This window comes from Pseudomonas sp. MF6394 (assembly GCF_002018845.1).
GTDB lineage: Bacteria > Pseudomonadota > Gammaproteobacteria > Pseudomonadales > Pseudomonadaceae > Aquipseudomonas > Aquipseudomonas lactis.
Map to the genome: position 1 here is coordinate 81,825 of NZ_MVOJ01000012.1, position 24,579 is coordinate 106,403.

Here is a 24,579-nt window from a genome sequence, read left to right on the forward strand (position 1 = left end):
ATGTTTATCACCACTGCCCGTGTCGCCCTGTTGGCCATTGCCGGGGCCACGGCCCACAGCGCATTCGCCGTGCAACAGGTCGACCTCAGCCCCGACCGCCCGCGCATCCATGCGCCACGCAATGAAGCGGCCATCGCGCAGATCCCGCCGGGCTTCAAGTTCGCCCAGCCGGGCAAGTTCACCGTGGCCGTGTCAGGCGTAGCCGGGCCACCGCTGGCGCTGCTGGCCAATGACGACAAGACCACCATCGGCAGCGAGGCCGACACCGCCCAATTGGTGGCCGACAGCCTTGGTCTGCAACTCAACGTGGTGCAGACCAGTTGGGAAGACTGGCCCCTGGGCGTCAGCTCGGGCAAATACGACGCGGTGATCAGCAATGTCACCGTGACCGAGGCACGCAAGAAGCGTTTCGACTTCGCCACCTACCGCCAGGATGTGCTCGGCTTTTACGTCAAGAGCACCAGCAAGATCAATGAGATCAAGCAGGCGGCGGACATTGCCGGGCTGAAGATCATCGTCGGCTCCGGCACCAACCAGGAAAAGGTCCTGCTGGCCTGGAACGAGGCCAATGAGAAAGCCGGTCTCAAACCTGCGTTGTTGCAGTACTTCGACGACCAGGCCGCCGCACAACTGGCGGTGCAGTCGGGACGCAGTGACGCACTGTTCGGGCCGAACTCAGTGTACGCCTATTCGGCGGCGATCACCGGCGGCATCAAGCGCGTCGGCACCGTCAACGGTGGCTGGCCGTTGCAGGCCGATATCGCGGTAACCACGCGCAAGGACAACGGCTTGGTCAAACCGATTCACACCGCCCTGCAAGGTGCGATTGCCGGGGGGCAATATGCGCAGGTGCTGCAACGTTGGGGCCTGGATGTGGAACGGGTCGACCAGTCGCTGATCAACCCGCCTGGGCTGCCGGATTAAGGAGGCACAGACATGGGACTGACACGACGTGAAGCGCTGTCGAGTATCGCAGCGGTGGGCGGTGAGAAAGCGGTCAAGGATGCACTGGCAGTGTTGGGCCTGGGCCCATCGTCACACCGTCGACCGCAACCACTGAAACTCAAGGACGGCCTGGGGCAGGGCACCCGTGTACTGGTGCTGGGCGCCGGGATTGCCGGGCTGGTCACTGCGCTGGAATTGACGCGCGCCGGCTTCAGCGTGCAGGTGCTGGAGGCCCGCGAGCGCGTGGGTGGCCGTACCTGGACCCTGCGCCACGGCGACCGCGTGGACTATAAGGACGGTCGCTCGCAAACGGTGGGGTTTGACCCTGGCCAGTATTTCAACGCTGGGCCGGCGCGTATTCCCAGCCAGCACCGCACGATCCTCGACTATTGCAGTGAACTGGGCGTGCCCCTGGAAGTGCTGGTCAACAGCAGTCATGGTGCCCAGGTGCGACCGGACTTGAGCCAGGCAGCGTTCAGCGTCGGCCAGGCGCTCAACGATACGCGTGGGCATTTATCCGGCTTGTTGGCCAAGGCGGTGCAACGCGATGCTCTTGATGATGTACTGAGTGGCGAAGAACGCACGCGCCTGCTGGCTTTTTTGCAGGTCTATGGCGACCTGTCCCAGGCGTTGGCGTTTGAGGGCACTCTGCGTTCGGGGCACCTCGAATCCGCCGCTCACCCTGGCGCCTTGCCCGCCCGCCGCAGCCCGTTGACGTTGGACCGCTTGCTGCACCCGGAACTCTGGGGCGCTCTGTTACACACCGAATTCCCGGAATTTTCGGCGACCATGTTCCAGCCCGTGGGCGGCATGGACCGCATCACCGACGCCCTCTACCGACGCGTGCAGGAGCAGGTGCAACTGGGCGCCCAGGTGCGGCAGATTCGCCAGTTGGAGGACGGCGTGGCGGTGACCTACCACGACCAGCACAGTGGCCGCGAACAGGTGGTGCGTGCCGACTTTCTGGTCTCCACCTTGCCGCTGCCCCTGCTGGCCAAGCTCGATACGGACTTCAGCGCACCGGTCAAGGCGGCCCTGCTCAGCACTCGCAGCGACCAGGCGACCAAGGTGGCCTGGCAATCCCCGCGCTTTTGGGAGACCGACTACCGTACCTACGGCGGCTTGTCGTGGATCGAGCATCCGGCGCGCCTGCTGTGGTACCCCAGCAACGACCTCAACACCCGCGAAGGCGTGCTGGTGGCCGGTTACGTGACCGGCGAGGGCGCCGACGTGTTTGGCGCCCAACCGCTCGATCAGCAGTACGCCGCCTCCCGACACGCCGTGGAGCTGTTGCATCCAGGTAATTCCAGGCATTTGCGCAATCCACTGGCGGTGTCCTGGGAGCAGATCCCCTACAGCGAAGGCCCGTGGTTGCAACGTGAACATTTCCCAGCCCAGGCCCACGCCTTGCTTGAACAGCCCCATGGCCGCGTGTATTTCGCCGGCGACGGCCTGGTGCAAAGCGGCGTGGGTATCTGGCAGGAATCGGCAGCCAACTCGGCGCGCCATGTGGTCGCGCAACTGGCCGAGCGCATCACCCAACAACACCAACTCGCGGCGTTGGCCGCATCCTGAGGAGCCACACCATGAGCGACAGCATCCAACGCACCAGCGTCGGTGAATTCCCCATCTCGCAAACCGTCACCGTGCCGGCCTCAGCCAGCTTGGTATTTGTCAGCGGCACGCTACCGGACCCCGCCGACCCGAAGGTGCCTGGGGTGTATGGCGACACCGAAGTGCAGAGCGTTTCAGTGTTCAACAAACTGCGCCAGATCCTGCGCCAACACGACCTGGACGTGGGCGACATCGTGCAGTTACGGGTGTTTCTGGTCGGCGCCGAAGAGACCGGTGGCAAGCTGGATTTTGCCGGGTTGCAGCGCGGCTATACCCAGTTCTTTGGCACACCCGAACAGCCAAACAAACCGGCGCGCACCGCGTTGCAAGTAGTGGCGCTGCCGTTGCCGGGGGCGTTGGTGGAGGTGGAGGCGATTGCGGCCAGGGCGGTGTGAGTACGCTCTGCGTGGGAACGATCATCATGGCAGGGCTTCACCCTATTCCTGCAACAGCAACGCCCCCTGCTTGAGCCTGCGTTTGTGCGCAAACGGCAAGCTCTCATCGTCACCATACGGCGCGCTATACCAGTTGCCGTAGCTCGGGTTGGGCAGCAGAAACCAACGCTGGCCTAGCCAGTTCACATAGGGTTCGACGGCCTTGCGCTGCGCATCCAGGGTGTTGTGTTCGGCTTGCACGAAATCTCCCAGCGAGTCTCCGGCCATCAACAGCACGCGGGCATGGCTGGCGACCCACTGGCGGCGGCACTGCTTGCCGTAGCCTGCGCTTTCGCAGTGGCCGGTGGGGGTGCTGGCCGCCAGGATCTGTGCGTCGCTCTCAATCGGGAAACCGCGCAAACGCAGGTTTTTGGCCGTGGCCGCGACTTGGCTGTGTTCTCGGTTGGTGAGGTAGTAAACCTGGATGCCTTTTTGCCGGGCCGCCTGCAGGAACGCCACCGAGCCTGGCAATGCCTGGGCCTTGGCCTGCTCGACCCAGGTGTTCCAGCGGTCATAGGAATAGACCTGATTGTTGATGATGTCGCGGGCGTTGAGGGGCACGTTGTCCAGCAGGGTTTCGTCGATGTCCACCACCACGGCCGGGGGCAAGCCGGCCAGGTTGCGTGGGGCAAAGGGTAGGGCGTCCCAGCTCGGGTCGGCCAGGGCGACGTCCAGTTGGCGGGTGGCATTGGCGAAGAGCTGGCGGTAGATCAGTTCGTGCTCGATGGAGGTCTGAGTCCAGAGCACGGCGTCGAGTTGGTCGTTGGCAGGCGGGTGTTGCTGGCAGCCCGCGAGGGCGGTGGTGAGCAAGCAGAGGCTGGCAAAGAGCAGGTTTCGCATGGGCTGGGTCTCGAAGAACGGGGTGGCGTGGTCTGCACGCCAGTCTAATCACTTGCGAGGCTCGCGGCTCGTTGCCGTTTCGGAATCGTCTTAAAGCCAGGCTTCACCCTTGGCGGGTAATGTAGCGAGCGTTGAAGGATCGTCGTCGCTGCCCATCTGCCAGGTTTGCCTATGCCCAATAAAGCGTTACGTTTTCTGATCGCCGATGGAGAGCATCTGCAGCGGGTCAAGATCGAGAAGATGCTCAACCAGTTGGGCTATCACCGTATCGCCCCCTTGAGCTCATTCGAAGAAGTGGAGGCGCTGACGCGCTCGAACGGCGTGATGTTCGACCTGTTGATCATCAACACCGCGCTGGTGCGTTCGCGCCAGGTCGACCTGCTGAAGTTCTGCCGAGAAAATCCGATGATCCGGCATGCGCTGCTCTATGACGGGCAGTGCGCGCAGCGGTCGATGGTGCCGGTGTCGGCCAGCCAGACCTTGCATCTGTCGTTGTCGCAGTCGCCGGATTTCAATTCCCTGTGCCGCTGCCTGGAAATGCTCCACCCGGCGGCGATGGCGCGCGTCGCCGGGATGTCACCCACGCGTTGAGCTTCATTGCTTTGAGCATCGTATTTGCTTAACTCATCGGCATGAGGGCAAGCCCGTCCACAGGGGATGCATGTCAAATGAAGGCGCTGGCTTGCCTGCGATGAGCATAGGTATCTACCCAACTTCGACGCGACGCTGGACCTGTGGCGAGGCAGCTTGCTGTGGGAGCGGGCTTGCTCGCGAAGGCGGTCTGGCAGGCGACACAGTTGGATTGTGTACATATCCATTGCTGCGGTAACGGCCACTTAGGGTTCCGCTCTGACAGCGGCTCACTTTTGAACAGCGCAAAAGTAAGCAAAACGCTCTTGCCCCACCACTCGGCACCTCGCTTAGGCTCGGTGTGCCCGTAATCCGCCAGTGATTTGGGGGGCCGCCGCCACGCGCCATCCATGGCGCGGGGCGGCTAAACCGGCATCCCTGCCGGTTTACCCCCCAAATCCCTGTCGAATTCCGGCCAGCGTGGTTTAACGGGGCGCCTAAGATCAAAAGCAGATCAAGATCAAGAGCGGCTCGCTTCGCATCGTGGTTACCGTCTGCGGCTACCCAAAAAAGTTGTGTAGATGGCGATGCCGGACCTGTGGCGAGGGAGCTTGCTCCCGTGACGCCCTGAAAGCCTGCGCATATCTACCCGACACCCCTCGATCCAACTGTGGGAGCAGGCAAGCCAGCTCCCACATTGGGTCTTCGTTGCTTTGAGCATTGCGCTCGCTTAATTAATCGGTATTGGGGCGGGTGTTGTTTTACCTGTCCTTGCGCGCATCCAGGGTCTTTTGATGCTCGGCCAGGAACGGTTGCTCCGCGGGGTCAAAACGATCAATCCCGGCGGTGAAGCGGTGCCAGTAGGGGTACAACGGCTGACGGCGAGTGACGGCCTCGATACGCGCCGACTGCGCTTCGGTGAGTTTCAGCTCGGTGGCCGCCAGGTTATCGCGCAGGTGTGCTTCGGTACGGGCGCCGACAATCAGCGAGGTGATCCCCGGGCGATCCTTGAGCCAGGCCAGGCAGGTGCGGGCGACCGAGACGCCGTGTTCATCGCCGACGGCGGCGAGGGTCTCGATAATGTCCAGCGCACGTTCCTGGTCGTGGACGTAGGGTTCCGGCCAACCGCTGCCCTGGCGGGTATTGGCCGGCGGCTTGTGCCCGCGTCGGGTTGTGCCGGTCAGCAAGCCTTCGCCCATCGGGCCCCACACCAAAGTGCCAACCTGCTGGTCCAGGGCCAACGGCAGCAACTCGTACTCGGCCTCGCGGGATTCCGGGGTGTAGTAGATCTGCTGGGTAATCGGCTTGAGCATGCCGTGCAGTTCAGCCTTGCCCAGGGTTTTCATCATCTGCCAGGCGGTGAAGTTGCTGGTGCCGAAGTAGCGGATCTTGCCCGAGCCGACCAACAGGCGCAGGGCTTCCAGGGTCTCTTCGATTGGCGTCATGCCGTCCCAGTTGTGCAGTTGGTACAAGTCGATGTGGTCGGTGCCCAAGCGCTTGAGGCTGTCTTCGCAGGCGCGGATCAAGTGGTAGCGCGACGAGCCGGAGTTGTTGGGGTTGTCGTCTACCGGGCTGCGGCCCTTGGTGGCCAGCAGAATGTCGTTGCGCTTGTCGCCCAGCGCCTTGCCCACCACTTCTTCGGCCAGGCCGTGGGAATAGAGGTCGGCGGTGTCGACCATATTCACTCCGGCGTCGAACGCCATATCGAACATGCGCTTGGCCAGGGGCACGTCCACCGCACCGCATTTTTCAAACTCTGCGCGACCGCCAAAGGGCACGGTGCCCAGGATGATTTCCGATACCAGCAGGCCGGAATGACCCAGTTGTCGGTACTGCATGTTGCCTCCTACTTAACGTTGCACGTGAAGGTGTGAACGATGGGGACGGCGATAGTTTGAATTTTTTCATGAAATGCTCGCGCCAGGCTTGGCTGCGACGTGCACGAGGGATTGTTTCGCTGGATGAAATGCTGGATTGTGAATCCTGGTCATTCCGCCAGACAGGGCAGCGGTAGAACATCCCTGGCGTCGATACCCACTCATTTGGAGCCTGTCATGACCCAGCCTGCGATCAAACTCTATGGTTTTCCCCTGTCCGGCCACTCCCACCGGGTCGAGCTGATGTTGTCCCTGCTGGGGCTGACGAGCGAATTTATCCTGGTGGATCTCAAGCAAGGTGCGCATAAAACGCCTGAGTTTCTCACCACCCTGAACAGCTTCGGCCAGGTGCCGGTGATTGATGACGGCGGCACGGTACTGGCCGACTCCAATGCCATCCTGCTTTACCTGGCCAGCAACTATGGCAACGGCCAATGGCTGCCGAGTGACCTTGTCGGGCAAGCGCGAGTACAACGCTGGCTCTCGGCCGCTGCCGGCCCACTGCATGCCGGGCCTGCCACGGCGCGCTTGGCCACGGTGTTTGGCGCCGAGGTGGACACTGTCAGCGCAATCAACCGTGCCCATGCCTTGTTGAGCGTGATGGAGCAGCAACTGAGCCAGAGCCGTTTCCTCGCCAGTGAGCAGCCCAGCATTGCCGATATCGCCTTCTACACCTACGTGGCCCACGCGCCGGAAGGCAATGTGTCCCTGGCCGACTACCCTAAGGTACGCGCCTGGCTGGCCAGCATCGAAGCACTGCCGGGTTTCGTTGGCATGCCGCGTACGGCGGTGGGGCTGCAATCGCAATAACAAACAAGGGGCGCCGATGGACCGATTTCATGAAATGCAGGTGTTCCTGGCCGTGGCCGAGGAGGAGGGCTTCGCGGCTGCCGCGCGCCGCCTGAACACGTCGCCGCCCAGCGTGACTCGGGCCATTGCCGCCATGGAACAACGCATCGGCACCCAGTTGCTGGCGCGCACCACCCGCAGCCTGCACTTGACCGAAGCCGGCCAGCGTTACCTGGAAGATTGCCGACGCATCCTTGCCGAGCTGGACGAGGCCGAGGAAGCGGCGGCGGGCAGTTACTCCATCCCGGGCGGCCAGTTGACGGTGACCGCACCGGTACTGTTTGGCGAGCTGTATGTGGCGCCGGTGCTGGGGGATTACCTGGACCGTTTTCCTTTGGTGAGTATCAACGCCTTGCTGGTCGACAGGGTGGTCAATATGACCGACGAAGGTGTTGACGTGGCGGTACGTATCGGCCACCTGCAACAATCCGGGCAGCAAGCGATCAAGGTCGGCGAAGTACGCCGGGTGGTGTGCGCATCGCCGGCTTATCTTGACCAACACGGGCGGCCCCAGCGCCCCGAGCAGTTGCGTGAGGCCAAGCTTGTCACCTCATCGTCCAGCCAACGGGTCAGTGAGTGGACATTTATCGACGCCGGCCAGCCGCTGAAGGTACCGATCGAGCCACGCCTGGTGGTCACCGCCAACAATGCCGCGATCACCCTGGCCCGCCTGGGCTGGGGTATGACGCGGGTGCTGTCTTATCAAGTCGCGGCAGCGGTGGCGGCGGGTGAGCTGGAGCTGGTGCTGGAGGATTTCGAACCGGCGCCGCTGCCGATCCACGTGGTGTTCCAGCAAAACGGCCGCGTACCGGCCAAGGTCAATACGTTTGTGGATTTCCTCAGCCAGCGCCTCGGGCAGGACCCGGCCCTGAACGCGGCGACCAAGCGGCGCGCCTGATGGAGCGTTTTCGCGATATGCAGCTGTTTACCGCGCTGGCCGGGCAACCGAGCCTGGCGTCGGCGGCACGTCATGCGCAGGTTTCCGGGCCGACGCTGGTACGTGCAGTTGCGCGCCTGGAGACACGCCTGCGCGTGGTGTTGCTGCAACGCAGCACCCGCGGCGTCAGTTTAAGCGACGCAGGCCAAGCTTACCTTGCCGACTGCGTGCGCCTGCTGGCAGCGGTGGACGCGGCCGAGGCTTCGGCCAACGGTTTGCATGTGCAGGCCCAGGGCGACCTGCGGATATTCCTGCCATTGCTGTTCAGCCGCTATGTCATGGCGCCGCTGTTGGCCGGCTATGCGGATCGCTACCCGGCGGTGCGTGTGATCGCGCATTACCACGACTATTACCCGAACCTGCACGTAGAGGGGCTGGACGTGGCGGTGCTGGTCGGCGAATTGCCCAGTTCGTCGCTGATTGCGCGGCAGGTCGGGCAGGTGGGCACAGTCCTTTGCGCCAGCCCCGCTTACCTGGCGACCCGGGGGGAGCCCCGGCATCCAGCTGAACTCAAGCAGCATCATCTGATTGCCAGCGCCGACCCGGTGCACTGGGATTTCCCGCATTACACCCTCAAGGCTCGCGCCCGGCTGAGTTGCGCCACTGTCCAAGGCGCGATCAATGCGGCGGTGCAGGGGGCGGGCGTGATTCGAACCTTGAGTTACCCGCTGCACGAACACCTGGCGAGCGGCCAGTTGCAGCGCCTGTTGCCTGCCTTCGAGTTACCGCCGCAGCCGGTGCATGTGGTCTACCGCGAAGGCCGCCATGCGTCGATGCGCGTGCGCAGCTTTGTTGACTACTGCGTCAGCGCGTTGCGCGAGCATCCGGCGTTTCAGTTGGCGTAATAGTGGATTGCCCAGGGTGGGCATTCTCTTCATCGCGGTGTGGGCGCAGCATCTTCAGTCTCTAACCGGAGGTGAGCGCCATGCACTCGATTGAACCAACCCCTTGGCATGTCGGCGAACGACACATGCAGGACAGTGCCGGCGTTTCTGAACGCATGGCCATGATCGGGCCCAAAGTCATTCGTGATCATTTGCCTGAGCAGCATCGCGATTTCTATCCGCTACTGCCGTACCTGATCGCGGGTGTGGTGGACGAACAGGGCATCCCCTGGGCGACGATGCTGGAAGGCGCACCAGGCTTCGCGCACTCACCCGATCCGCACACGTTGCAGATCGACAGCCTGCCTTCCAGAACTGATCCCGCCTGGGCTGGAATAACGGATGGCTCGGCCATTGGCCTGCTGGGCATCGACCTCAACACCCGCCGCCGCAACCGCATGAATGGCCGCATTGGAACGCATGAGCAGGAGGGCTTCACGGTCGACGTGGTACACACCTTCGGCAACTGCCCCAAGTACATCCAACTGCGCCCCGTCGCCGGCATTGCGCGCAAACCCGGCAACCTGGCCGAGCGCAGCAACCGCCTGGACGACGCGGCTCAAGCACTGATCCGCCACGCCGACACCTTCTTCGTCGCCAGCTACGTCGACCTGCACGGCGAACGCTCGGTAGACGTCTCCCACCGAGGCGGCAATACGGGATTTGTGCGGGTGCAAGGCAACGTACTGACCATCCCGGATTTTGCCGGCAACCTGTTCTTCAACACCCTCGGCAACCTGCACGCCAACCCGGTGGCGGGGTTGTTGTTTGTGGATTTTGAGACCGGCGACGTGCTGCAAGTGGCCGGGCGTACTTCGTTGATCCTGGGTGGGCCGCAAGTGGCTGAGTTCGAAGGCGCGCAGCGCTTGTGGACGGTGACGGTGGAACATGTGGTCCGCCGCCCGGCAGCGTTGGCCTTGCGCTGGCAATTCGCGGAATTTTCGCCACACAGCCTGGCGATGGGCACCTGGTAGCCTGGCACGATAATGCCCTGTAGGAGCGAGCTTGCTCGCGAAAAACGTCAACGATAACGCGTGCTCCCTGAGTAAGCGCGGCGCCTGTGGGTTTTTCGCGAGCAAGCTCGCTCCTACAGAAGGTGGTGTGAAGTGTGGCGCAGGCAGGTGGATGAGCTCGCTCTAGGGAAGAAGGTCAGCCTGACGTCGAGTCATGCCGTAATCAGCATTGGGAAACAGCTGATTGGTCATCTCGATGATTTTGCTTTGCGCATCGATGAACTTGCCCATTCGGGCGCCACCCGAAGTTGAGTCATACAACGCCTGTCCGACGCTTCGACCGTTCTCGAACACCTGGATATCGGCGAAGCTCATGTACAGCGCCATGTCCCAGCTCCATGTACCGATATAAGTGGTCGACAGCGCGCAACTGGCGGGCGGGGCGCCTGGCGGCAACTCGCGGGGTTGAAAGCCCTTACTGCGTAATTGAGCGGTGTAAGTCGTATTGAAGCCTTCACGCAAGCCTGCGGCGGGAATCATGCAGATTTCGGGCGAGTGAACAGTTGAGGAGGGAACGGGGGTGACGGTTTGCGTGATACTGCAGCCGGTGAGGGCGCCGCCTACCAGTAAGCAAGCGAGGGTTGTTACCTGGTGCATAGCGACCTCCATGTCATAAGTAGTGGCTGGATGATAGCAGTGAAGTTCCAGCATGGATCACTCTCTACTGAGACGCGGCCGATCCAATGTGGGAGCTGTCGAGCTTTAGCGAGGCTGCGATGGCGGCGGCACTGTCAACATATTCATTGCCTGATCCACCGCTATCGCGGCCTCGCTAAAGCTCGACGGCTCCCACAGGGGAATGTCATTGCCTGTTGGGGGTGTGCGTTTTCATCAGGCCACCGGGCACTCACGGTTCAACGCTTCATCTACCAGCAACTGCGCAATCTCGATCATCTGCACCACCGCCAACACCTGCTTGCGGGCGTGACCGTCAAGCTGTTCGGCACAGTCGTAGGCGCAGACAGTCGCGGACTCCAGCATTTCGCTGGCATTGCTCAAGGCGGCTTCAGTGCTGAGTCCGGGGCGGACGGTGAAGATGACATCTGGAGGCAGTTGCGGGTTTTCATCCGAGGGGGATGGTGGGGGATTGGGTGTGACTTTTTTCATGGCGAAGCTCCTATGAATGAGCACCTCCATTTCGCTACCACACGAAGTAAGGAGGCGACTGTACACGGGGTGGTAGACCGGTCATAGAAACCCGGCAGGCCGAAGCCTCCCATGCACAGCCGCCACAAAGCAGCCCGCATAAAAAAACGCCCTTGAGCGTTTTTGGGGTCTATGAAAGAACTGGGCTACCACACCCATTCGCTGATTTTGCAGCGACCCGCGAAGGTTAGCGGTGGGGCTCATCGGACGCAACCCGAAAGTTGTGTAAGAGCGGTCTGACAACCGCGCCATTGCGGGTACGCCGAATACCCCATGTAGGAGCGAGCTTGCTCGCGAAAAACGTCAACGATAACGCGTGCTCCCTGAGTAAGCGCGGCGCCTGTGGGTTTTTCGCGAGCAAGCTCGCTCCTACAGCCATTCAATACCGAACCATCACCGACTTAAGCTCGGTGTAATCCTCAATGAACGCACTGCCAAACTCCCGCCCTAATCCCGAAGACCGGCTGCCCCCAAACGGCACTGCCGGGTCGAGCAAGGTGTGCATGTTCACCCACACCGTGCCCGCCTTGACAGCCGGGATCATGCGCAGGGCCTTGCCCAGGTCATTGGTCCACAGGCTGGCGCTCAACCCGTAGGGCCCGTGGTTCATCATGGCCAGCAATTCGTCTTCATCGTCGTAGGGCAGGAAGGTGGCGATGGGGCCGAAGGTTTCTTCGTTGAGCAGGGTGTCGTGCAGGTGGTTGGCCAGGATCACGGTGGGTTCGACGTAGCAGCCGGGGCGGTCGATGAGGTGGCCGCCGTGGATGATCGTGTTGTTTTCGGCGCGGGCCTGGTTGAAGTAGCCGAGCAGTTTGTGTTGGTGTTGCTGATGGGTCACCGGGCCGAAGTCGGTGTGTTCGTCCAGGGGCGAGCCGATGGTCAGGCGGCTGAGGCGTGCTTTTAGTTTTTCCAGCACGGCGTCGATCTGCGAGCGGTGCACGAAGAAACGCTCGGCCGCTGCGCAGATTTGCCCAGAATGCAAGAAGCCCGCTTCGATGATGCCATCCACCGCTTTGTCCACGTCCATGTCGCGCAGGAAGCCGGCGGCGTTCTTGCCACCCAGTTCCAGGGTCGCGCGGGTGAGGCCTGCGCCCATGGCACTGCGGCCCACCGCAATACCGGTGGGCACTGAGCCGGTGAACGACACCTTGTGCGTGCCGGGGTGTTCCACCAGCCCCTTGCCGACATGGCCGCCGCCGGTCAACACGTTGAGCACGCCCGCCGGCAACCCGGCGTCGATGGCCAGTTCGGCGATGCGCAACAGGGTCAGCGGCGTGAATTCGCTGGGCTTGATGATGATGCTGCAGCCGGTTACCAGTGCCGAGGCGAGCTTCCAGATGGCGATCATGGTCGAGAAATTCCACGGCACAATGCCTACCACCACGCCCACCGGTTCGCGCAAGGTGAAGGCGGTGTAGCGCTCGCCATTGAACGAAGGCAGCGATGGCGTGAGGGTCTGGCCGCTGAGCTTGGTGGCCCAACCTGCGTAGTAACGCAGGAAGTGCGCGGCCTGGTCGACCTCAAAGGCGCGGGAAATCTGGATGATCTTGCCCGACTGGCAGGTTTCGATCTGCGCCAGTTCTTCGCGGTGGTGCTCCAGCAGGTCGGCCAGTTTCAGCAGCACGTTGCCACGGGTTGCGGAAGCGGTCTGGGACCACAACTGGAAACCCCGGTTGGCGCAAGCGACCGCAGCGTCGATATCCGCCAGGTCTGCGTCGGCCACATCGGCGATCACCTGGCCGGTGGCAGGGTTGGTCACGCTCAGGCGTGCATCGGCGTGGCTGCGCACACTGGCGCCGTCGATGAAGAGCCCATGACGGCGGCGCAAAAAGGCTTCGACGTGAGGCAGCAGCGGGATATCGCTCATGGCAGGTTCCTGGCAGTTCACAAAAGAAAACTCGAGGTTAACCAACGCGCAGGTACGCGGCTTGACCGTGCCTGCCAAGTTTTATGCCTGTGCCTGCCGTGCCTGTGAAAAGTACAACCTTGCCTGCCGAACGTGCATGTTGTGCCGGCGCAAGCCGGTCGATACTGGCCCTGCATCCCGCGCCGTTCCACGATTTGGAACGCCTGCCGGACTTCCAATAATAAGCAGGGCCGTCCATGAAAAAGCCAAACCCGCTCCTCGAAGACCTCAAGCCTCTTCTGCCTGCCATTGCCGCCAACGCCAGCCGTGCCGAACAACTGCGACAAGTGCCGGATGAGAATATCGCGCTGCTCAAGAGCATCGGGCTGCACCGCGCCTTCCAGCCCAAGGCATTCGGTGGCCTGGAACTGTCGCTGCCCGAATTCGCCGACTGCATCGCCTTGCTCGCCGGCAGTTGCGCCAGCACCGCCTGGGCCATGAGTTTGTTGTGCACCCACAGCCATCAACTGGCGCTGTTCTCGGCGCAGTTGCAGCAGGAAATCTGGGGCGCCAACCCGGATGCCACGGCCAGCAGCAGTATTGCGCCGTTCGGCCGGGTGACCGAGGGCGAGGGCGGCGTGTACTTCAGTGGCGAGATGGGCTGGAGCAGCGGCTGTGACCATGGCGAATGGGCGATTGTCGGCTGCCGTCGCCAGAATGCCGAAGGCACCCAGGACTACTGCTTTGCCGTGCTGCCGCGCAGTGACTATCAGATCCGCGATGACTGGTTTTCAGCCGGCATGAAAGGCAGCGGCACCAAGACCCTGATCATCGACAACGCCTGGGTGCCCGAGCACCGGATCCAGAAGGCCAAGGACATGATGGAAGGCAAGTCCGCAGGCTTTGGCCTGTACCCAGACAGCCAGATTTTCTACGCGCCGTATCGGCCGTATTTCGCCAGTGGCTTCTCCACCGTCAGCCTCGGCGTGGCCGAGCGCATGCTGGAGGTGTTCCGCGAAAAAACCAAAAACCGCGTACGTGCCTACACCGGCGCTGCCGTCGGCGCCGCGACCCCGGCGCTCATGCGCCTGGCCGAGTCCACCCACCAAGTGGCCGCCGCCCGGGCGTTTTTGGAAAAGACCTGGCAAGACCACGCCCAACACAGCGCCGCCCACCGCTACCCAACGCGAGAAACCCTGGCGTTCTGGCGCACCAACCAGGCCTACGCCACCAAGATGTGCATCGAAGCGGTAGACCGGCTGTTCGCTGCCGCCGGTGGCAATGCCTGGTTCGAACACAACGAAATGCAGCGCCTGTTCCGCGATTCCCATATGACCGGCGCCCATGCGTACACCGACTATGACGTGTGCGCGCAGATCCTCGGCCGTGAGCTGATGGGCCTGGAACCCGACCCGAGCATGGTGTAGCCGCGTTTTCCCTACAACAATCAGGGCGGCCCATAGAGGCCACCCGGGAGTCTTGCATGTCTGACGTATTCGACCCACGAGCCTTTCGTCGCGCCTTGGGTAACTTTGCCACTGGCGTGACCGTGGTTACCGCCGCCACCGCCTCCGGGCGCAAGGTGGGCGTGACCGCCAACAGTTTCAACTCGGTGTCCCTCGACCCGCCGCTGGTGCTGTGGAGCATCGACAAACGCTCCAACAGCCATGCGGTGTTCGAGGAGGCCAGCCATTTTGCGGTGAATGTGTTGGCGGCGGACCAGGTGCATTTATCCAACAATTTCGCGCGCCCCCGTGAAGACCGCTTCGCCCTGATCGAATACGAGCCGGGGGAGGGTGGCTCGCCGGTGTTCGCCGATTGCTCGGCGCGTTTTCACTGTGAGAAATACCAGCAGGTGGACGGCGGCGACCATTGGATCATGATCGGCAAGGTGGTGGCCTTTGATGATTTTGGCCGCGCGCCGCTGCTCTATCATCAGGGCGCCTATGCTGAGGTCCGGGCGCTGCCTCCGTGCGCGCCCGAGGCGGTTTAGAACGGCACGGCGACCACCAGTTGGCTGTAGACATTGGTGCCGTTGCCGCCGACCTGATTGCCGCCGTTGTCGGCTGATTTATTCGGTTTGTACAGGCCGAGCAGCGGCGTGATGATCAGGTGCTCGTTGACGGCCCATTCGGCATACAGGTCCAGTTCGCGACCATCCAGATTGGGCTGGTCACGGGTACTCACGGTGGTGTAGTCGAAGAACAGTGCCCCAAGCGTGACGTTCTCCAAGGGTTTGACCTTGAGCGCCACGTGCTGCACGGCGGTGTTGCTGTTGAAGGGGCCGGAATAGTTGCCTGCCACTTCGCCTTGCACCCAGGTGCCGTAGCCACGGTTGAAACCTGAGAACATGCTGTCCCAGTTCTTCGAATAACGGGCGTAGCGGTAGGTCAGATCCGGTGACCACGGCAGGTTGGCGAAGGTGTAGCCGGCTTCGGCGTAGCCGGCATTTTCCTGGCCGTCGCGACGGCTTTGGCGCGCCAGTTCGAAGGCGAAGTGCGCGTTGTCGATACCGGCACTGCCGGCGCCGCGCAGGCTGTAGAGGTTCATGCCTTTGCGCTGGCGCTGCAGGTCGGTGGCGAAGCGCTCATCCACGTCGATGCCGTGAATATAGGTCAGCCCCAGGGTACCCGGCGCGGCGCTGTATTCCAGGGTGCCGGCGGCCATTTCGGTGAGGGCCTGGGCGCGGTTGTCGGACTTGATCCACATCAGGCTGCCGTGCACGCCGTCCTTGCCGCCCAGGCGAATCACCGCCGTTTTATCGAAGGCATGGCGCGCGGCGATGTAGTAGGCGCCGCCGCGATTGAACTCGCCGTCGCCCACGCCATTGCCCAGGTTGGGGCCGTCGTCGTTAAGGATAAAACCGTCGCCGAGCATGATGATCTGGCGACCGAACGACAGGTCCACACCGTCCTTGCCCAACACCGGGAACAGCTCCCCGGACCGCCAGCCGGCGAAGGCCTCGTCAAACTTGGTGGTGCGCTCGATGCCGTTGGTGAGCCCTGCCGCATCGCCATCGCCCCAGGTACCCGAACTCACCAGGTTGGCCGTGCCATACACGCCCCCCAGGTGGCCCAGGCTTTGTTCGACGCTCAAACCGTACTTGATGAACGCCTCGCGCCAGGTGGAGCCGCCGCTGCGCCCATCGTAGTTCTTCGGGCTGTTGAACAGACCGTACACGGCGAGGAAGTTGCCGGTGACCTGGGTGTCGGCGTCGGCATACAACTCGATGGCCTGCGCCTGGCCCACCAGCAGTGCCACGCCCAGGCCGACCGCCTGGCGCAGGCGGCGGTTTTTCAGTGTGTGCTCCATTGTTATTGCCCCCATCTTGGTTAAGAGTGAGGGCGCATTAGGGCGAGCGGTATGAGGCCAAGTCTTTTCCCTGCGTGCCAGGCAATTGACTCTGGCCGCCAGGCCGCACGCCCTGGCAGGCAGCAACAAAACCGGCGGCAGACAGGGGCAAGACGATCAACGGGAGTGGGGCGCAGAGTGCCGACACATTAAAAAAAACCGCTTCGAGGACCCCTCCATGTCGATCAACGACCGACTCACCGCACACCTCAACCGGGGTACGGTAGGTTTTCCCACTGCGTTGGCCAGCACCATCGGCCTGATCATGGCCAGCCCGGTGATCCTCACCGCCACCATGGGCTTTGGCATCGGTGGCAGTGCGTTTGCCCTGGCGATGCTGATCGCCGTGGTGATGATGCTGGCCCAGGCCACCACCTTCGCCGAGGCTGCCTCGATACTGCCCACCACCGGTTCGGTGTACGACTACATCAACTGCGGCATGGGCCGGTTCTTTGCGATCACCGGCACCTTGTCGGCCTACCTGATCGTGCATGTGTTCGCCGGCACAGCCGAAACTATCCTCGCCGGGGTCATGGCCCTGGTGAACTTCGAACACCTCAATACCCTGGCAGAGTCGGCCGGCGGCTCGTGGTTGCTGGGCGTCGGTTTCGTGCTGGTGTTCGGTGTGCTGAATGCCTTTGGCGTCAGCGCATTTGGCCGCGCGGAGATCATCCTGACCTTCGGCATGTGGACCACCCTGATGGTGTTTGGTGTACTGGGCCTGATCGCCGCGCCGGCGGTGCAGTTGGATGGCTGGTTCGGTGAGTCGCTGGTGGGCACCGACCTGGTCACCGTGCTGTCGCTGGTGGGCATGGCGATGTTCATGTTCGTGGGCTGCGAGTTCGTCACGCCGCTGGCGCCGGACCTGCGCCAATCGGCCAAGGTGATGCCACGGGCGATGATGCTCGGGCTGATGGGCGTGGCCACGTGCATGTTCATCTATGGCGCGGCGATGAAGCGCCAGGTGGAAAACGTAGTGCTCGATGCGGCTTCCGGTGTGCACCTGTTGGACACACCCATGGCCATCCCCCGGTTTGCCGAACAGGTAATGGGGCAGATCGGCCCGTTGTGGCTGGGCATCGGTTTTCTGTTCGCTGGCGCCGCGACCATCAATACCCTGATGGCCGGCGTGCCGCGCATTCTCTACGGCATGGCAGTGGATGGCGCCTTGCCCAAGGTGTTCACCTACCTGCACCCGCGTTTCAAGACGCCGCTGTTGTGCATCCTGGTGGCGATGTTGATCCCGTGTCTGCACGCGCTGTACCTGGGCGGCAACACCGACAACATCATGCACCTGGTGCTGGCGGCGGTGTGTGCCTGGAGTTTCGCTTACCTGTTGGTGACGCTGTCGGTGGTGATCCTGCGCATTCGGCGTCCGGACTTGCCCCGCGCCTATCGCTCGCCGTGGTTCCCGCTGCCGCAGATCGTCTCCAGCATCGGCATCCTGCTGGGCATGTGGTTTATCACCCCGCCCGGCATGAACCCGGCGGACATCTACGTGCCGTTTGGCGTGATGCTCGGCGTGACGGCCACCTACGCGCTGTTCTGGACCCTGGTGGTGCAGAAGGTCAACCCCTTCAAGCCCGCCTGCGTAGAGGAGGTGTTGGCCAGGGAATTCAATCACGAACCGGGGTACGCCCATGCCAGTTATAGCGACCTTGCGGCAAAAACTGTTTGAGCTGTTTCGTGCCGACCGCGCCCCCGTCGGGTATCGACCGGGGGTGACCCTGGCTCATCTGCGACGTGATCTGGGCCTGGCCACCCTTGAAGTGGACGGTGTGGCCTTCGAGATTGTCGAGCGCACCGAGTCGCAGTTGTTGATGCACCTGGTGCTGACCGAATGTGTCCTGCGCGTTCCTGCTGCAGCGGGTGGCGCTGGCAGCTTTGAGGTGCATCATGGCGGCGCGATCCGGCGCAGCGGCATTCATGTGCGGCGCCGCGCTGGCAACCAGGCACTGGGCCGTGAGTTGCAGGCGCGTTTACAGGCTGACAGCGCGTTGTTCCAGGCGTTGATGCCGCTGGATTTCAAGCGCCTGCGCATCGAGCTGCACGACCAGCAATGGTACGTGCGCCTGGAGCATATGGGTGGCAGCGAGGTGGTCAACCGCATGCCGGCGTTCCGGCGCTACATTGCGTTGAGCGCCGAGCAACGGGGGTATCTGCTGGCTGCATTGGTGGGTCTACAACGAGTATTGTCGGACCTGTAATTGGCACCATTAGTGCTTCTGCAAAGGGCAAACAGGTTGTTGTTGCGTGCATATAGATAACATGTTAACTATTGCACCAGAACAACAAGAATAACGCCACTGCGGAGACACCCCATGAGCATCCCACAGCATGCACCCGACGGGCTCGACAGCTGGAACCGCGAACTGCGCGCCGCGTGCGGCCACTTCGATACCGAACTGGCTTTCAACCGTTCGCTGTTTATCGGCGAGATCCACAACCTGTCGCGTGGCCTGGCCATCCTGCGCACCAATGCCGGGCTGATCAAGCGCCCGACGCACCACGCCGACCATGACAACGACCAGGAATGTTTCCTGGTCAGCCAGCGCAGCGGCTATTCGCAAATCACCCAGAACGACCAGACCGTGCAATTGGCCCCCGGCGAAATGCTGTTGATGGACTCGGTGGGCGCCATCGAAATTACCCCCTTCGGCCTGATCGAACACGCCTCGCTGTCCTTGCCGCGCACTGCGGTGTGCAAGCACCTGGGCGGCCAGGCACGGGCTTTCGGCAAGGTCTCCTCGACCAAAGCCTGTGGGCGCATGCTGCATGTACTGATGGACCAACTGTGCAAGGACGATACCGACGAAGACGCCACGCAAGTGGAAGCGCTGCAAGCGGCGTTCGTCTCGCTGTTGGGTTCGGCGTTGGAGCAGGGCGACGAGTGCCGCGAAGGCGTGGCCGCGTTGCAGGGCAATAACCTGCGCAGTTATGTGCAGAAGGTCATCGACGAGTCGCTGAGCCAGCCAGGCCTGAGCCCGATCGGCCTGGCCAACCGCCTGAATATCTCGGTGCGGCACCTGTATCGTTTGTTCGAGGAACAGGACGACAGCGTCTGCCGCTACATCCAGCGCGCGCGGCTCAAGCGCAGTGCGGATGACTTGACCAACCCGTTCCTGCGCAGCGAGTCGATCACCTCGATTGCCTACAAATGGGGCTTTACCGACTCGGCGCATTTCAGCCGCTCGTTCAAGAAGCAGTTTGAGGTGTCGCCCAAGGACTTTCGTTCCAGCCGGTTGCAGGCGGTGGGGGTGTAAACAGGTTCTTCAATGTGCATGAGATCTAATGTTGGAGCTGGCTTGCCTGCGATGACGGCCTGGCAGCCGACACTTTTCTACCTGACATTCCACAATCCAACTGTGGGAGCGGGCTTGCTCGCGAAGGCGGCCTGACAGTCAACACAGTTGGATTGGGTACATATCCATTGCTGCGGTAACGGCCGCTTAGGGTTCCGCTCTGACAGCGGCTCACTTTTGAAAAGAGCCCAAAAGTAAGCAAAAGGCTCTTGCCCCACCACTCGGCACCTCGCTTAGGCTCGGTGTGCCCGTAATTCGCCAGTGATTTGGGGGGCCGCCGCCACGCGCCATCCATGGCGCGGGGCGGCTAAACCGGCATCCCTGCCGGTTTACCCCCCAAATCCCTGTCGAATTCCGGCCAGCGTGGTTTAACGGGGCGCCTGAGATCAAAAGCAGATCAAGATCAAGAGCGACTCGCTTCGCATCGTGGTTACCGTCTGCTGCTACAGCCCCCAAAGTTGTGTAGATACCTATGCTGCGATAGCGAACTGTCAGTTGGCATATCAGTGCGCCCAACCGCCATCGCAGGCAAGCCAGCTCCCACAGGGGATTGCGCTTAACTGACTGGTATTGTGACAAGCCCCACAGTTAGTTCGGGTTTCAGGTTTCGGGTAGGGTAGACCCACCATCCACCACCAGCGTCTGCCCAGTGATATAGCCCGCCAGGTCAGAGGCCAGAAACACCATCGCCCCGGCAATATCCGCCGCTGCGCCCAGGCGTCCCAGCGGCACACGGCGCGCGATGCTGTCATTCACGGCCGCGTCGCCCAGGTTATCCATCGCCGGGGTGGCGATCATGCCCGGCTCTACGCCGTTTACCCGCACATTCAACGGCGCCAGCTCCAGCGCTGCATTGCGGATAAACCCATTCACCCCGGCCTTGGACGCCGCATAGTGGCTCAGCCCCGGATAACCGACACGGTTGCCGGTAACCGAAGACGTCACCAGCACGCAGCCCCCGCCTTGGGCGCGAAACCTCGGCAACGCCGCCTGGGTCAGCCAGAACAGCGCCGACAGGTTCACCGCCAGGGTGCGCTCCAGAATCGCTGGGGTGATGTCGGCAAAGGCGGTCAGCGGAAAGTACCCGGCGTTGTGCACCAGCACATCCAGTTGCGCCAAGCCTTGGACGCAAGCAAACACCGCTTCGGCATCCGCCAGGTCAACGCCAACGGCTTCCACTTGATAGCCCTGCGCGCACAACTCGGCAGCCACGGCTTCAGCCTGTTCAAGCAGACGGTCGGCAATCACCACCCGCGCACCGCGTTGGGCAAAGGCTTGGACGATGCCAAGGCCAATGCCCTGGGCGCCGCCGGTGACCAGCACGAGCTGGCCGCTGAAATCCAGGTCATTGGGCATGGGCAGGCTCCAGGCGCGTAAACGCCAGCGTCGGCACGTCGACGATGCTGGAGCCACCGTCCGCCACCAAGGTGGCGCCGGTAATGATCGAGGCGTCGTCGCTGGCCAGGAAGCGGCACACCTTGGCGATCTCGTCGGCACGGGCGGCGCGCCGCAGCGGTACATCGGCACACACACGCGCATAGGCCTGCTGCAAGGTCTCGCCGTACGCCTCCATCAACGGCTGCATCTCGGCGTCGGCCATCGGCGTGTGCACCCAGCCTGGGCACACCGCGTTCACCCGTACGCCATGGGGCCCATAGTCACGGGCCAGCGAGCGGTTGAGCCCGAGCAACGCATGCTTGGCGGTGGTGTAGCCACACACCTCGGGGCCTGCTGCCAATGAGGCGATGGAGCCAATCAGCACCATGTTCCCGGCGCTTTCCTGCAACAACGGCAGGCAGGCGCGAGCGCTGTAGAACGCACTGTCGAGGTTGCTGCGCAGCGCGCCTTCCCAGGTGGCCGGGCTGGTCTGGGTCGCGCTGCCCAGGCCGTGGCCACCGGCACAGGCCAGCAGCACATCGAGGCGCCCGAAGTGGGTGCGGATTTGCTGGATGAAACCGTCCCAGGTGTCCGGGCAGGCGGCATCGCCCACCAGGATCAGCCCGCCGGTGTCCTGCGCCACCTGTTCCAGTGGCTCACGGCGCCGACCGATCAGCACCAGCTGTGCGCCTTCCTGTGCGTACAAACGTGCGCAGGCGGCGCCGATGCCGGTGCCGGCCCCGGTGATCACCACCGTGCGCGGGTCAGTCACGGGGGTACTCCGTGCGGTTGAGCACCTGGCAATAGGAACTGATCGGGAAGTTCGACAACGCGTCGAAGGACGCCCCGGCATAGCCGAAGATCTTGCCGTCGCTGCGGTGCTGTTGCAGGTCGATCAGCACCAGGCCGAGGGTCGGCACGATCTTCTCCTGCCAGACGAACAGGTACAGCTGTTCGGCGATTTTGTAGTAATGGCAGCGGTCGGTGTCGCACAGGCCTTTCTCCACGCCCTCAAGGCATTGCCAGGCGTAGAACCGTGGGTTGAGGTAGATGTGTTCGTAGACCTCGCTGGGGCTGTAGCGATAGTGGTTGCGCAGGCCGACCAACTCGTCGGTGGGGGCGTGCAGGCAGTGGCCATCCTGCCACGGCCGGTCGAGGCTGCCGTGGAGGAAGTCGACCTGTACCGAGGTCAGCGGTTTGCCGGCCAGGGCGCGGTGGTACAGGCCTTCGTGGGTCTCTGCCGGTTCTGGCATACGGCCAATCACGGCGGTAAAGGAGGCAGTTGGCGTGTCCAGCACCAGGCTGATCGACCAGCTTTGCCCAGCCTCGTGCTTGATAAAGTCCACCAGGTACAGGCCCGGGCGAATCGAGCTGGCGCGGTAGGCGGCGCTGCCGCTGGAGTGGCCATCGGCGGCGTGCCAGGCCAGGCGTTCCTGTTCGAAGCGGTGTTCGATCTGCCAGCCGTTGGCAAAGTGCAGGGTGAACGTCTGGCCGGCCAGGTCGGCCAGGTTCGGCAGAATGAACGCTTCGGGTGCAAAACCCTCAGCCAGGGCGCCTACGGTGATCCAGTCAGATGAATTCGACATGGCAACGCCTCCCTTACACGACGGCGAAGTAGTGTTTGACGAAACTCTCGCTGACCACTTCCCACAGCACAGGCGTGCCCTTGGTCACGAACCAGCTGTCACCGGCCTTGTAGCGGGTGGACTGGCCGGTGGATTCATCGGTGAGTACCACTTCGCCGGTGACTATCGTGGCCTGTTCGGCAAACGGGTAAACCATGCGGAACTTGCCCTGGGTGGTGCCGAAGTACGCACTGCTGACCGCATCGGTGGGCGCGCCGAAGGTCATCTTGCCGAAGGCGCGTACTTCGCCTTCGAGGATTTGCGAGCCGAGGTCGGCCACGGTGCCCCAGGCGTCGAGTTCCGACAGCTGGACGTTGTGTTTGATAGCGGTAAGGGTCATGGCAGATGCTCCTGATAAATACGACATTATTTTTTGTAGGAGCGAGCTTGCTCGCGAAAAACTCACAGGCGCCACGTTCATTCAGAAAGCACCCGTTATCGTTGACGTTTTTCGCGGGCAAGCCCGCTCCTACAGGGGTTAGCGGCGACCGTTCCAGTAGCCGGAAAGTTGGTGCCAGGATTTGCCCGCCGTCAGCAGCAGCGGGCGAATCGCGTCCTTGCCGATGCTGGTGGGGCGGGGGATTGAACTGACCAGGTCATAACGCGCCGAGCCTTCGCTCATGCCTTCGGCCAGTACCTTGCAGATGATGTGGCTGGGGGTGACACCAAAGCCGGAATAGCCCTGCACGAAAAACGCATTGCTGCGCCCCGGCAAGGTGCCCACCTGCGGGAACAGGTTCGGGCTGCACGCCATCGGGCCGCCCCAGGCCAGGTCGATTTTCACGTCCTTGAGGTAGGGGAAAATCTTCAGCATCAGCTGGCGGTTCCAGGCTTTCAGATCGCCGGGAATGTGCTCCACCAACGGCGTGGCGGCGCCGAACAGCAGACGGTTTTCATTGGTCACGCGGTAGTAGTCGATCACCGGGCGGATGTCGCTATACGCCCCACGGATCGGGCTGATGCGCTGGATCAACTCCTCGGACAACGGCTCGGTCATCATCTGGAACGCGTAGGTGTTGATGGTCGAGCGGTGCAGTTCCGGCTCCAGCTTGTTGAGAAAGCTGTCACAGGCCCACAGCAACTTGCTGGCGCGTACCGAACCGCGACCGGTGCGCACGGTGATGCGCTCGCCGTAGCTGACTTCCAGCGCCGGGCTGTTCTCGAAGATTTTCACACCATGGCTGACCAGCGCGGTGGCTTCGCCCAGCAGCAGGTTGAGTGAATGCACATGCCCGCCGCCCATGTGCAGCAGGGCGCTGGTGTAGGCGGTGGAGCCGATGATCTGCTGCACGTCAGAGCCGCCCAGAAAGCGGATTTCGTGCTGGCTGTTGATCGACTTGAAGTCCTTCTCCCAGGCGCGCAGGGTTTTTTCCTGGCGGGCGTTGAAGCCCATGTAGCCGTAGCCGTGGCAAAAGTCCGCGTCGATGTTGTACTTGGCGATGCGGTTCTTGATGATGTCGGCGCCCAGGTCGCTGATCTCGAACACCTGGCGCAGGCCGTCTTCGCCCACGTCCTTCTTGATCTTCTCCAGGTCATGGCCGATGCCTGCCATGATCTGCCCGCCGTTGCGGCCCGTGCCGCCAAAGCCCAGGTAGCGCGCTTCAAGCACCACAATGTTGGTGATGCCTTTTTCCGCCAGCTCAAGGGCCGTGTTGATCCCGGAAAAGCCGCCGCCGATGACCACGACGTCTGCGTCGATATCCTGTTCCAGGGTGGGGAAGCTGAGGTTGTATTTCTTGGTGGCGGTGTAGTACGTGGGGGTTTCGATGTTGATCATGGCGCAGCCTGAAAATGTGAAGGAAGGCGCTAAAGCGGATGCCTCCATTAGGGCCCTTGGCGGGCTGGAAGTCTTGATCCTGCGTGCCCGGGTTTTTGATTCAGCGCGCCACGGGCGAGGGCACCTATAAGTTATAGCGCGCTCGCCGGCCGGGAATGTTAGAGTTTCGTTAAACTATTAACTAAATACTTC

23 protein-coding genes and 1 pseudogene are annotated in these 24,579 nt (G+C 62.4%); 13 read left to right on the forward strand and 11 right to left on the reverse strand.

The genetic code is table 11. The features are described from left to right. The 3 genes from MF6394_RS14575 to MF6394_RS14585 are packed head-to-tail and all read left to right on the forward strand — an operon-like array spanning window position 1 to window position 2,954. On the forward strand, window positions 1–924 hold the full coding sequence (locus MF6394_RS14575; RefSeq protein ID WP_078466931.1) for an ABC transporter substrate-binding protein: 924 nt from the start codon (window positions 1–3) through the stop codon (window positions 922–924). Between the two features lie 12 nt (window positions 925–936). Further along, on the forward strand, window positions 937–2,520 hold the full coding sequence (locus MF6394_RS14580) for a flavin monoamine oxidase family protein (RefSeq protein ID WP_078466932.1): 1,584 nt from the start codon (window positions 937–939) through the stop codon (window positions 2,518–2,520). Window positions 2,521–2,531: 11 nt separating this feature from the next. After that, window positions 2,532–2,954 (forward strand): RidA family protein, encoded by a 423-nt coding sequence (locus tag MF6394_RS14585; protein WP_047711273.1) that lies wholly within the window; start codon window positions 2,532–2,534, stop codon window positions 2,952–2,954. Between the two features lie 42 nt (window positions 2,955–2,996). Here MF6394_RS14585 and MF6394_RS14590 read toward each other — a convergent pair whose 3' ends face one another. Beyond that, window positions 2,997–3,833, reverse strand: a complete 837-nt coding sequence (locus tag MF6394_RS14590) for a 5'-nucleotidase, lipoprotein e(P4) family (RefSeq protein WP_078466933.1) — start codon at window positions 3,831–3,833, stop codon at window positions 2,997–2,999. A 171-nt stretch (window positions 3,834–4,004) separates the two neighbouring features. Between MF6394_RS14590 and MF6394_RS14595 the strand changes: the two genes are divergently transcribed. After that, window positions 4,005–4,424, forward strand: a complete 420-nt coding sequence (locus MF6394_RS14595; RefSeq protein ID WP_078466934.1) for a chemotaxis protein CheY — start codon at window positions 4,005–4,007, stop codon at window positions 4,422–4,424. Window positions 4,425–5,164: 740 nt separating this feature from the next. Here the strand turns inward: MF6394_RS14595 and MF6394_RS14605 are convergent. Beyond that, the gene (locus tag MF6394_RS14605; RefSeq protein ID WP_047711268.1) at window positions 5,165–6,241 is read right to left on the reverse strand and encodes an aldo/keto reductase; all 1,077 of its coding nucleotides are present in this window, start codon (window positions 6,239–6,241) and stop codon (window positions 5,165–5,167) included. A 216-nt stretch (window positions 6,242–6,457) separates the two neighbouring features. On the opposite strand from MF6394_RS14605, the gene MF6394_RS14610 reads away from it, so the two are divergent. From MF6394_RS14610 to MF6394_RS14625, 4 genes are all read left to right on the forward strand, one after another. Then, window positions 6,458–7,090 carry a glutathione S-transferase family protein gene (locus MF6394_RS14610; RefSeq protein WP_078466936.1) on the forward strand — a complete coding sequence of 211 codons (633 nt, stop codon included), beginning with the start codon at window positions 6,458–6,460 and terminating at the stop codon, window positions 7,088–7,090. Between the two features lie 16 nt (window positions 7,091–7,106). Beyond that, the gene (locus MF6394_RS14615) at window positions 7,107–8,027 is read left to right on the forward strand and encodes a LysR family transcriptional regulator (protein WP_078466937.1); all 921 of its coding nucleotides are present in this window, start codon (window positions 7,107–7,109) and stop codon (window positions 8,025–8,027) included. Further along, entirely contained in the window at window positions 8,027–8,911 is an 885-nt protein-coding gene (locus MF6394_RS14620) for a LysR family transcriptional regulator (protein WP_047711265.1), read from the forward strand. Before MF6394_RS14615 ends, MF6394_RS14620 begins: the two co-directional genes overlap by 1 nt. Before the next feature lie 80 nt (window positions 8,912–8,991). Next, window positions 8,992–9,924 (forward strand): pyridoxamine 5'-phosphate oxidase family protein, encoded by a 933-nt coding sequence (locus MF6394_RS14625; RefSeq protein WP_078466938.1) that lies wholly within the window; start codon window positions 8,992–8,994, stop codon window positions 9,922–9,924. Window positions 9,925–10,086: 162 nt separating this feature from the next. Here MF6394_RS14625 and MF6394_RS14630 read toward each other — a convergent pair whose 3' ends face one another. From MF6394_RS14630 to MF6394_RS14645, 3 genes are all read right to left on the reverse strand, one after another. Further along, complete coding sequence (locus tag MF6394_RS14630) at window positions 10,087–10,614, reverse strand: Sbal_3080 family lipoprotein (RefSeq protein ID WP_228391200.1); 528 nt, start codon at window positions 10,612–10,614, stop codon at window positions 10,087–10,089. A gap of 180 nt (window positions 10,615–10,794) precedes the next feature. After that, window positions 10,795–11,070 (reverse strand): DUF6124 family protein, encoded by a 276-nt coding sequence (locus MF6394_RS14635; protein WP_034134247.1) that lies wholly within the window; start codon window positions 11,068–11,070, stop codon window positions 10,795–10,797. A gap of 418 nt (window positions 11,071–11,488) precedes the next feature. After that, window positions 11,489–12,976, reverse strand: coding sequence for an aldehyde dehydrogenase family protein (locus MF6394_RS14645; RefSeq protein ID WP_078466940.1), 1,488 nt, complete (start codon window positions 12,974–12,976; stop codon window positions 11,489–11,491). Between the two features lie 236 nt (window positions 12,977–13,212). Here MF6394_RS14645 and MF6394_RS14650 point away from each other — a divergent pair, with 236 nt between their 5' ends. Both MF6394_RS14650 and MF6394_RS14655 read left to right on the forward strand, forming a co-directional pair. Beyond that, a complete protein-coding gene (locus MF6394_RS14650) occupies window positions 13,213–14,382 on the forward strand; it encodes a p-hydroxyphenylacetate 3-hydroxylase oxygenase component (RefSeq protein WP_078466941.1) in 1,170 nt (389 codons plus the stop codon). Between the two features lie 56 nt (window positions 14,383–14,438). Next, window positions 14,439–14,912: pseudogene (locus MF6394_RS14655) on the forward strand (flavin reductase family protein); the annotation flags it as partial. Between the two features lie 32 nt (window positions 14,913–14,944). Here MF6394_RS14655 and MF6394_RS14660 read toward each other — a convergent pair. Further along, window positions 14,945–16,267, reverse strand: coding sequence for a hypothetical protein (locus MF6394_RS14660; RefSeq protein WP_078466942.1), 1,323 nt, complete (start codon window positions 16,265–16,267; stop codon window positions 14,945–14,947). 217 nt (window positions 16,268–16,484) lie between these two features. Here MF6394_RS14660 and MF6394_RS14670 point away from each other — a divergent pair, with 217 nt between their 5' ends. The 3 genes from MF6394_RS14670 (at window position 16,485) to feaR (ending at window position 19,569) form a co-directional block, all read left to right on the forward strand. Continuing rightward, on the forward strand, window positions 16,485–17,984 hold the full coding sequence (locus MF6394_RS14670) for an APC family permease (RefSeq protein ID WP_047711258.1): 1,500 nt from the start codon (window positions 16,485–16,487) through the stop codon (window positions 17,982–17,984). Beyond that, entirely contained in the window at window positions 17,947–18,513 is a 567-nt protein-coding gene (locus tag MF6394_RS14675; RefSeq protein WP_078466970.1) for a DUF3156 family protein, read from the forward strand. Before MF6394_RS14670 ends, MF6394_RS14675 begins: the two co-directional genes overlap by 38 nt. A 114-nt stretch (window positions 18,514–18,627) precedes the next feature. After that, the gene (feaR, locus tag MF6394_RS14680; protein WP_047711256.1) at window positions 18,628–19,569 is read left to right on the forward strand and encodes a transcriptional regulator FeaR; all 942 of its coding nucleotides are present in this window, start codon (window positions 18,628–18,630) and stop codon (window positions 19,567–19,569) included. A gap of 639 nt (window positions 19,570–20,208) precedes the next feature. On the opposite strand, the gene MF6394_RS14695 is transcribed toward feaR, so the two are convergent. The 5 genes from MF6394_RS14695 to MF6394_RS14715 form a co-directional block, all read right to left on the reverse strand. After that, complete coding sequence (locus tag MF6394_RS14695) at window positions 20,209–20,964, reverse strand: SDR family oxidoreductase (protein ID WP_047711255.1); 756 nt, start codon at window positions 20,962–20,964, stop codon at window positions 20,209–20,211. Then, window positions 20,954–21,757: an SDR family NAD(P)-dependent oxidoreductase gene (locus MF6394_RS14700; protein ID WP_078466944.1), complete on the reverse strand. Its 804-nt coding sequence runs from the start codon at window positions 21,755–21,757 to the stop codon at window positions 20,954–20,956. Before MF6394_RS14700 ends, MF6394_RS14695 begins: the two co-directional genes overlap by 11 nt. Further along, window positions 21,750–22,571, reverse strand: coding sequence for a molybdenum cofactor biosynthesis F family protein (locus tag MF6394_RS14705; protein ID WP_047711253.1), 822 nt, complete (start codon window positions 22,569–22,571; stop codon window positions 21,750–21,752). Before MF6394_RS14705 ends, MF6394_RS14700 begins: the two co-directional genes overlap by 8 nt. Before the next feature lie 13 nt (window positions 22,572–22,584). Next, on the reverse strand, window positions 22,585–22,950 hold the full coding sequence (locus MF6394_RS14710) for a cupin domain-containing protein (RefSeq protein WP_056787204.1): 366 nt from the start codon (window positions 22,948–22,950) through the stop codon (window positions 22,585–22,587). Between the two features lie 138 nt (window positions 22,951–23,088). Further along, on the reverse strand, window positions 23,089–24,387 hold the full coding sequence (locus MF6394_RS14715) for an NAD(P)/FAD-dependent oxidoreductase (protein WP_078466945.1): 1,299 nt from the start codon (window positions 24,385–24,387) through the stop codon (window positions 23,089–23,091). Window positions 24,388–24,579 lie beyond the last annotated feature (192 nt).

Coding starts and splice junctions, on each gene's coding strand:
- MF6394_RS14575 (WP_078466931.1), top strand. CDS start 1: ATGTTTATCACCACTGCCCGTGTCGCCCTGTTGGCCATTGCCGGGGCC.
- MF6394_RS14580 (WP_078466932.1), top strand. CDS start 937: ATGGGACTGACACGACGTGAAGCGCTGTCGAGTATCGCAGCGGTGGGC.
- MF6394_RS14585 (WP_047711273.1), top strand. CDS start 2,532: ATGAGCGACAGCATCCAACGCACCAGCGTCGGTGAATTCCCCATCTCG.
- MF6394_RS14590 (WP_078466933.1), bottom strand. CDS start 3,833: ATGCGAAACCTGCTCTTTGCCAGCCTCTGCTTGCTCACCACCGCCCTC.
- MF6394_RS14595 (WP_078466934.1), top strand. CDS start 4,005: ATGCCCAATAAAGCGTTACGTTTTCTGATCGCCGATGGAGAGCATCTG.
- MF6394_RS14605 (WP_047711268.1), bottom strand. CDS start 6,241: ATGCAGTACCGACAACTGGGTCATTCCGGCCTGCTGGTATCGGAAATC.
- MF6394_RS14610 (WP_078466936.1), top strand. CDS start 6,458: ATGACCCAGCCTGCGATCAAACTCTATGGTTTTCCCCTGTCCGGCCAC.
- MF6394_RS14615 (WP_078466937.1), top strand. CDS start 7,107: ATGGACCGATTTCATGAAATGCAGGTGTTCCTGGCCGTGGCCGAGGAG.
- MF6394_RS14620 (WP_047711265.1), top strand. CDS start 8,027: ATGGAGCGTTTTCGCGATATGCAGCTGTTTACCGCGCTGGCCGGGCAA.
- MF6394_RS14625 (WP_078466938.1), top strand. CDS start 8,992: ATGCACTCGATTGAACCAACCCCTTGGCATGTCGGCGAACGACACATG.
- MF6394_RS14630 (WP_228391200.1), bottom strand. CDS start 10,614: ATGCTGGAACTTCACTGCTATCATCCAGCCACTACTTATGACATGGAG.
- MF6394_RS14635 (WP_034134247.1), bottom strand. CDS start 11,070: ATGAAAAAAGTCACACCCAATCCCCCACCATCCCCCTCGGATGAAAAC.
- MF6394_RS14645 (WP_078466940.1), bottom strand. CDS start 12,976: ATGAGCGATATCCCGCTGCTGCCTCACGTCGAAGCCTTTTTGCGCCGC.
- MF6394_RS14650 (WP_078466941.1), top strand. CDS start 13,213: ATGAAAAAGCCAAACCCGCTCCTCGAAGACCTCAAGCCTCTTCTGCCT.
- MF6394_RS14660 (WP_078466942.1), bottom strand. CDS start 16,267: ATGGAGCACACACTGAAAAACCGCCGCCTGCGCCAGGCGGTCGGCCTG.
- MF6394_RS14670 (WP_047711258.1), top strand. CDS start 16,485: ATGTCGATCAACGACCGACTCACCGCACACCTCAACCGGGGTACGGTA.
- MF6394_RS14675 (WP_078466970.1), top strand. CDS start 17,947: ATGCCAGTTATAGCGACCTTGCGGCAAAAACTGTTTGAGCTGTTTCGT.
- feaR (WP_047711256.1), top strand. CDS start 18,628: ATGAGCATCCCACAGCATGCACCCGACGGGCTCGACAGCTGGAACCGC.
- MF6394_RS14695 (WP_047711255.1), bottom strand. CDS start 20,964: ATGCCCAATGACCTGGATTTCAGCGGCCAGCTCGTGCTGGTCACCGGC.
- MF6394_RS14705 (WP_047711253.1), bottom strand. CDS start 22,571: ATGTCGAATTCATCTGACTGGATCACCGTAGGCGCCCTGGCTGAGGGT.
- MF6394_RS14710 (WP_056787204.1), bottom strand. CDS start 22,950: ATGACCCTTACCGCTATCAAACACAACGTCCAGCTGTCGGAACTCGAC.
- MF6394_RS14715 (WP_078466945.1), bottom strand. CDS start 24,387: ATGATCAACATCGAAACCCCCACGTACTACACCGCCACCAAGAAATAC.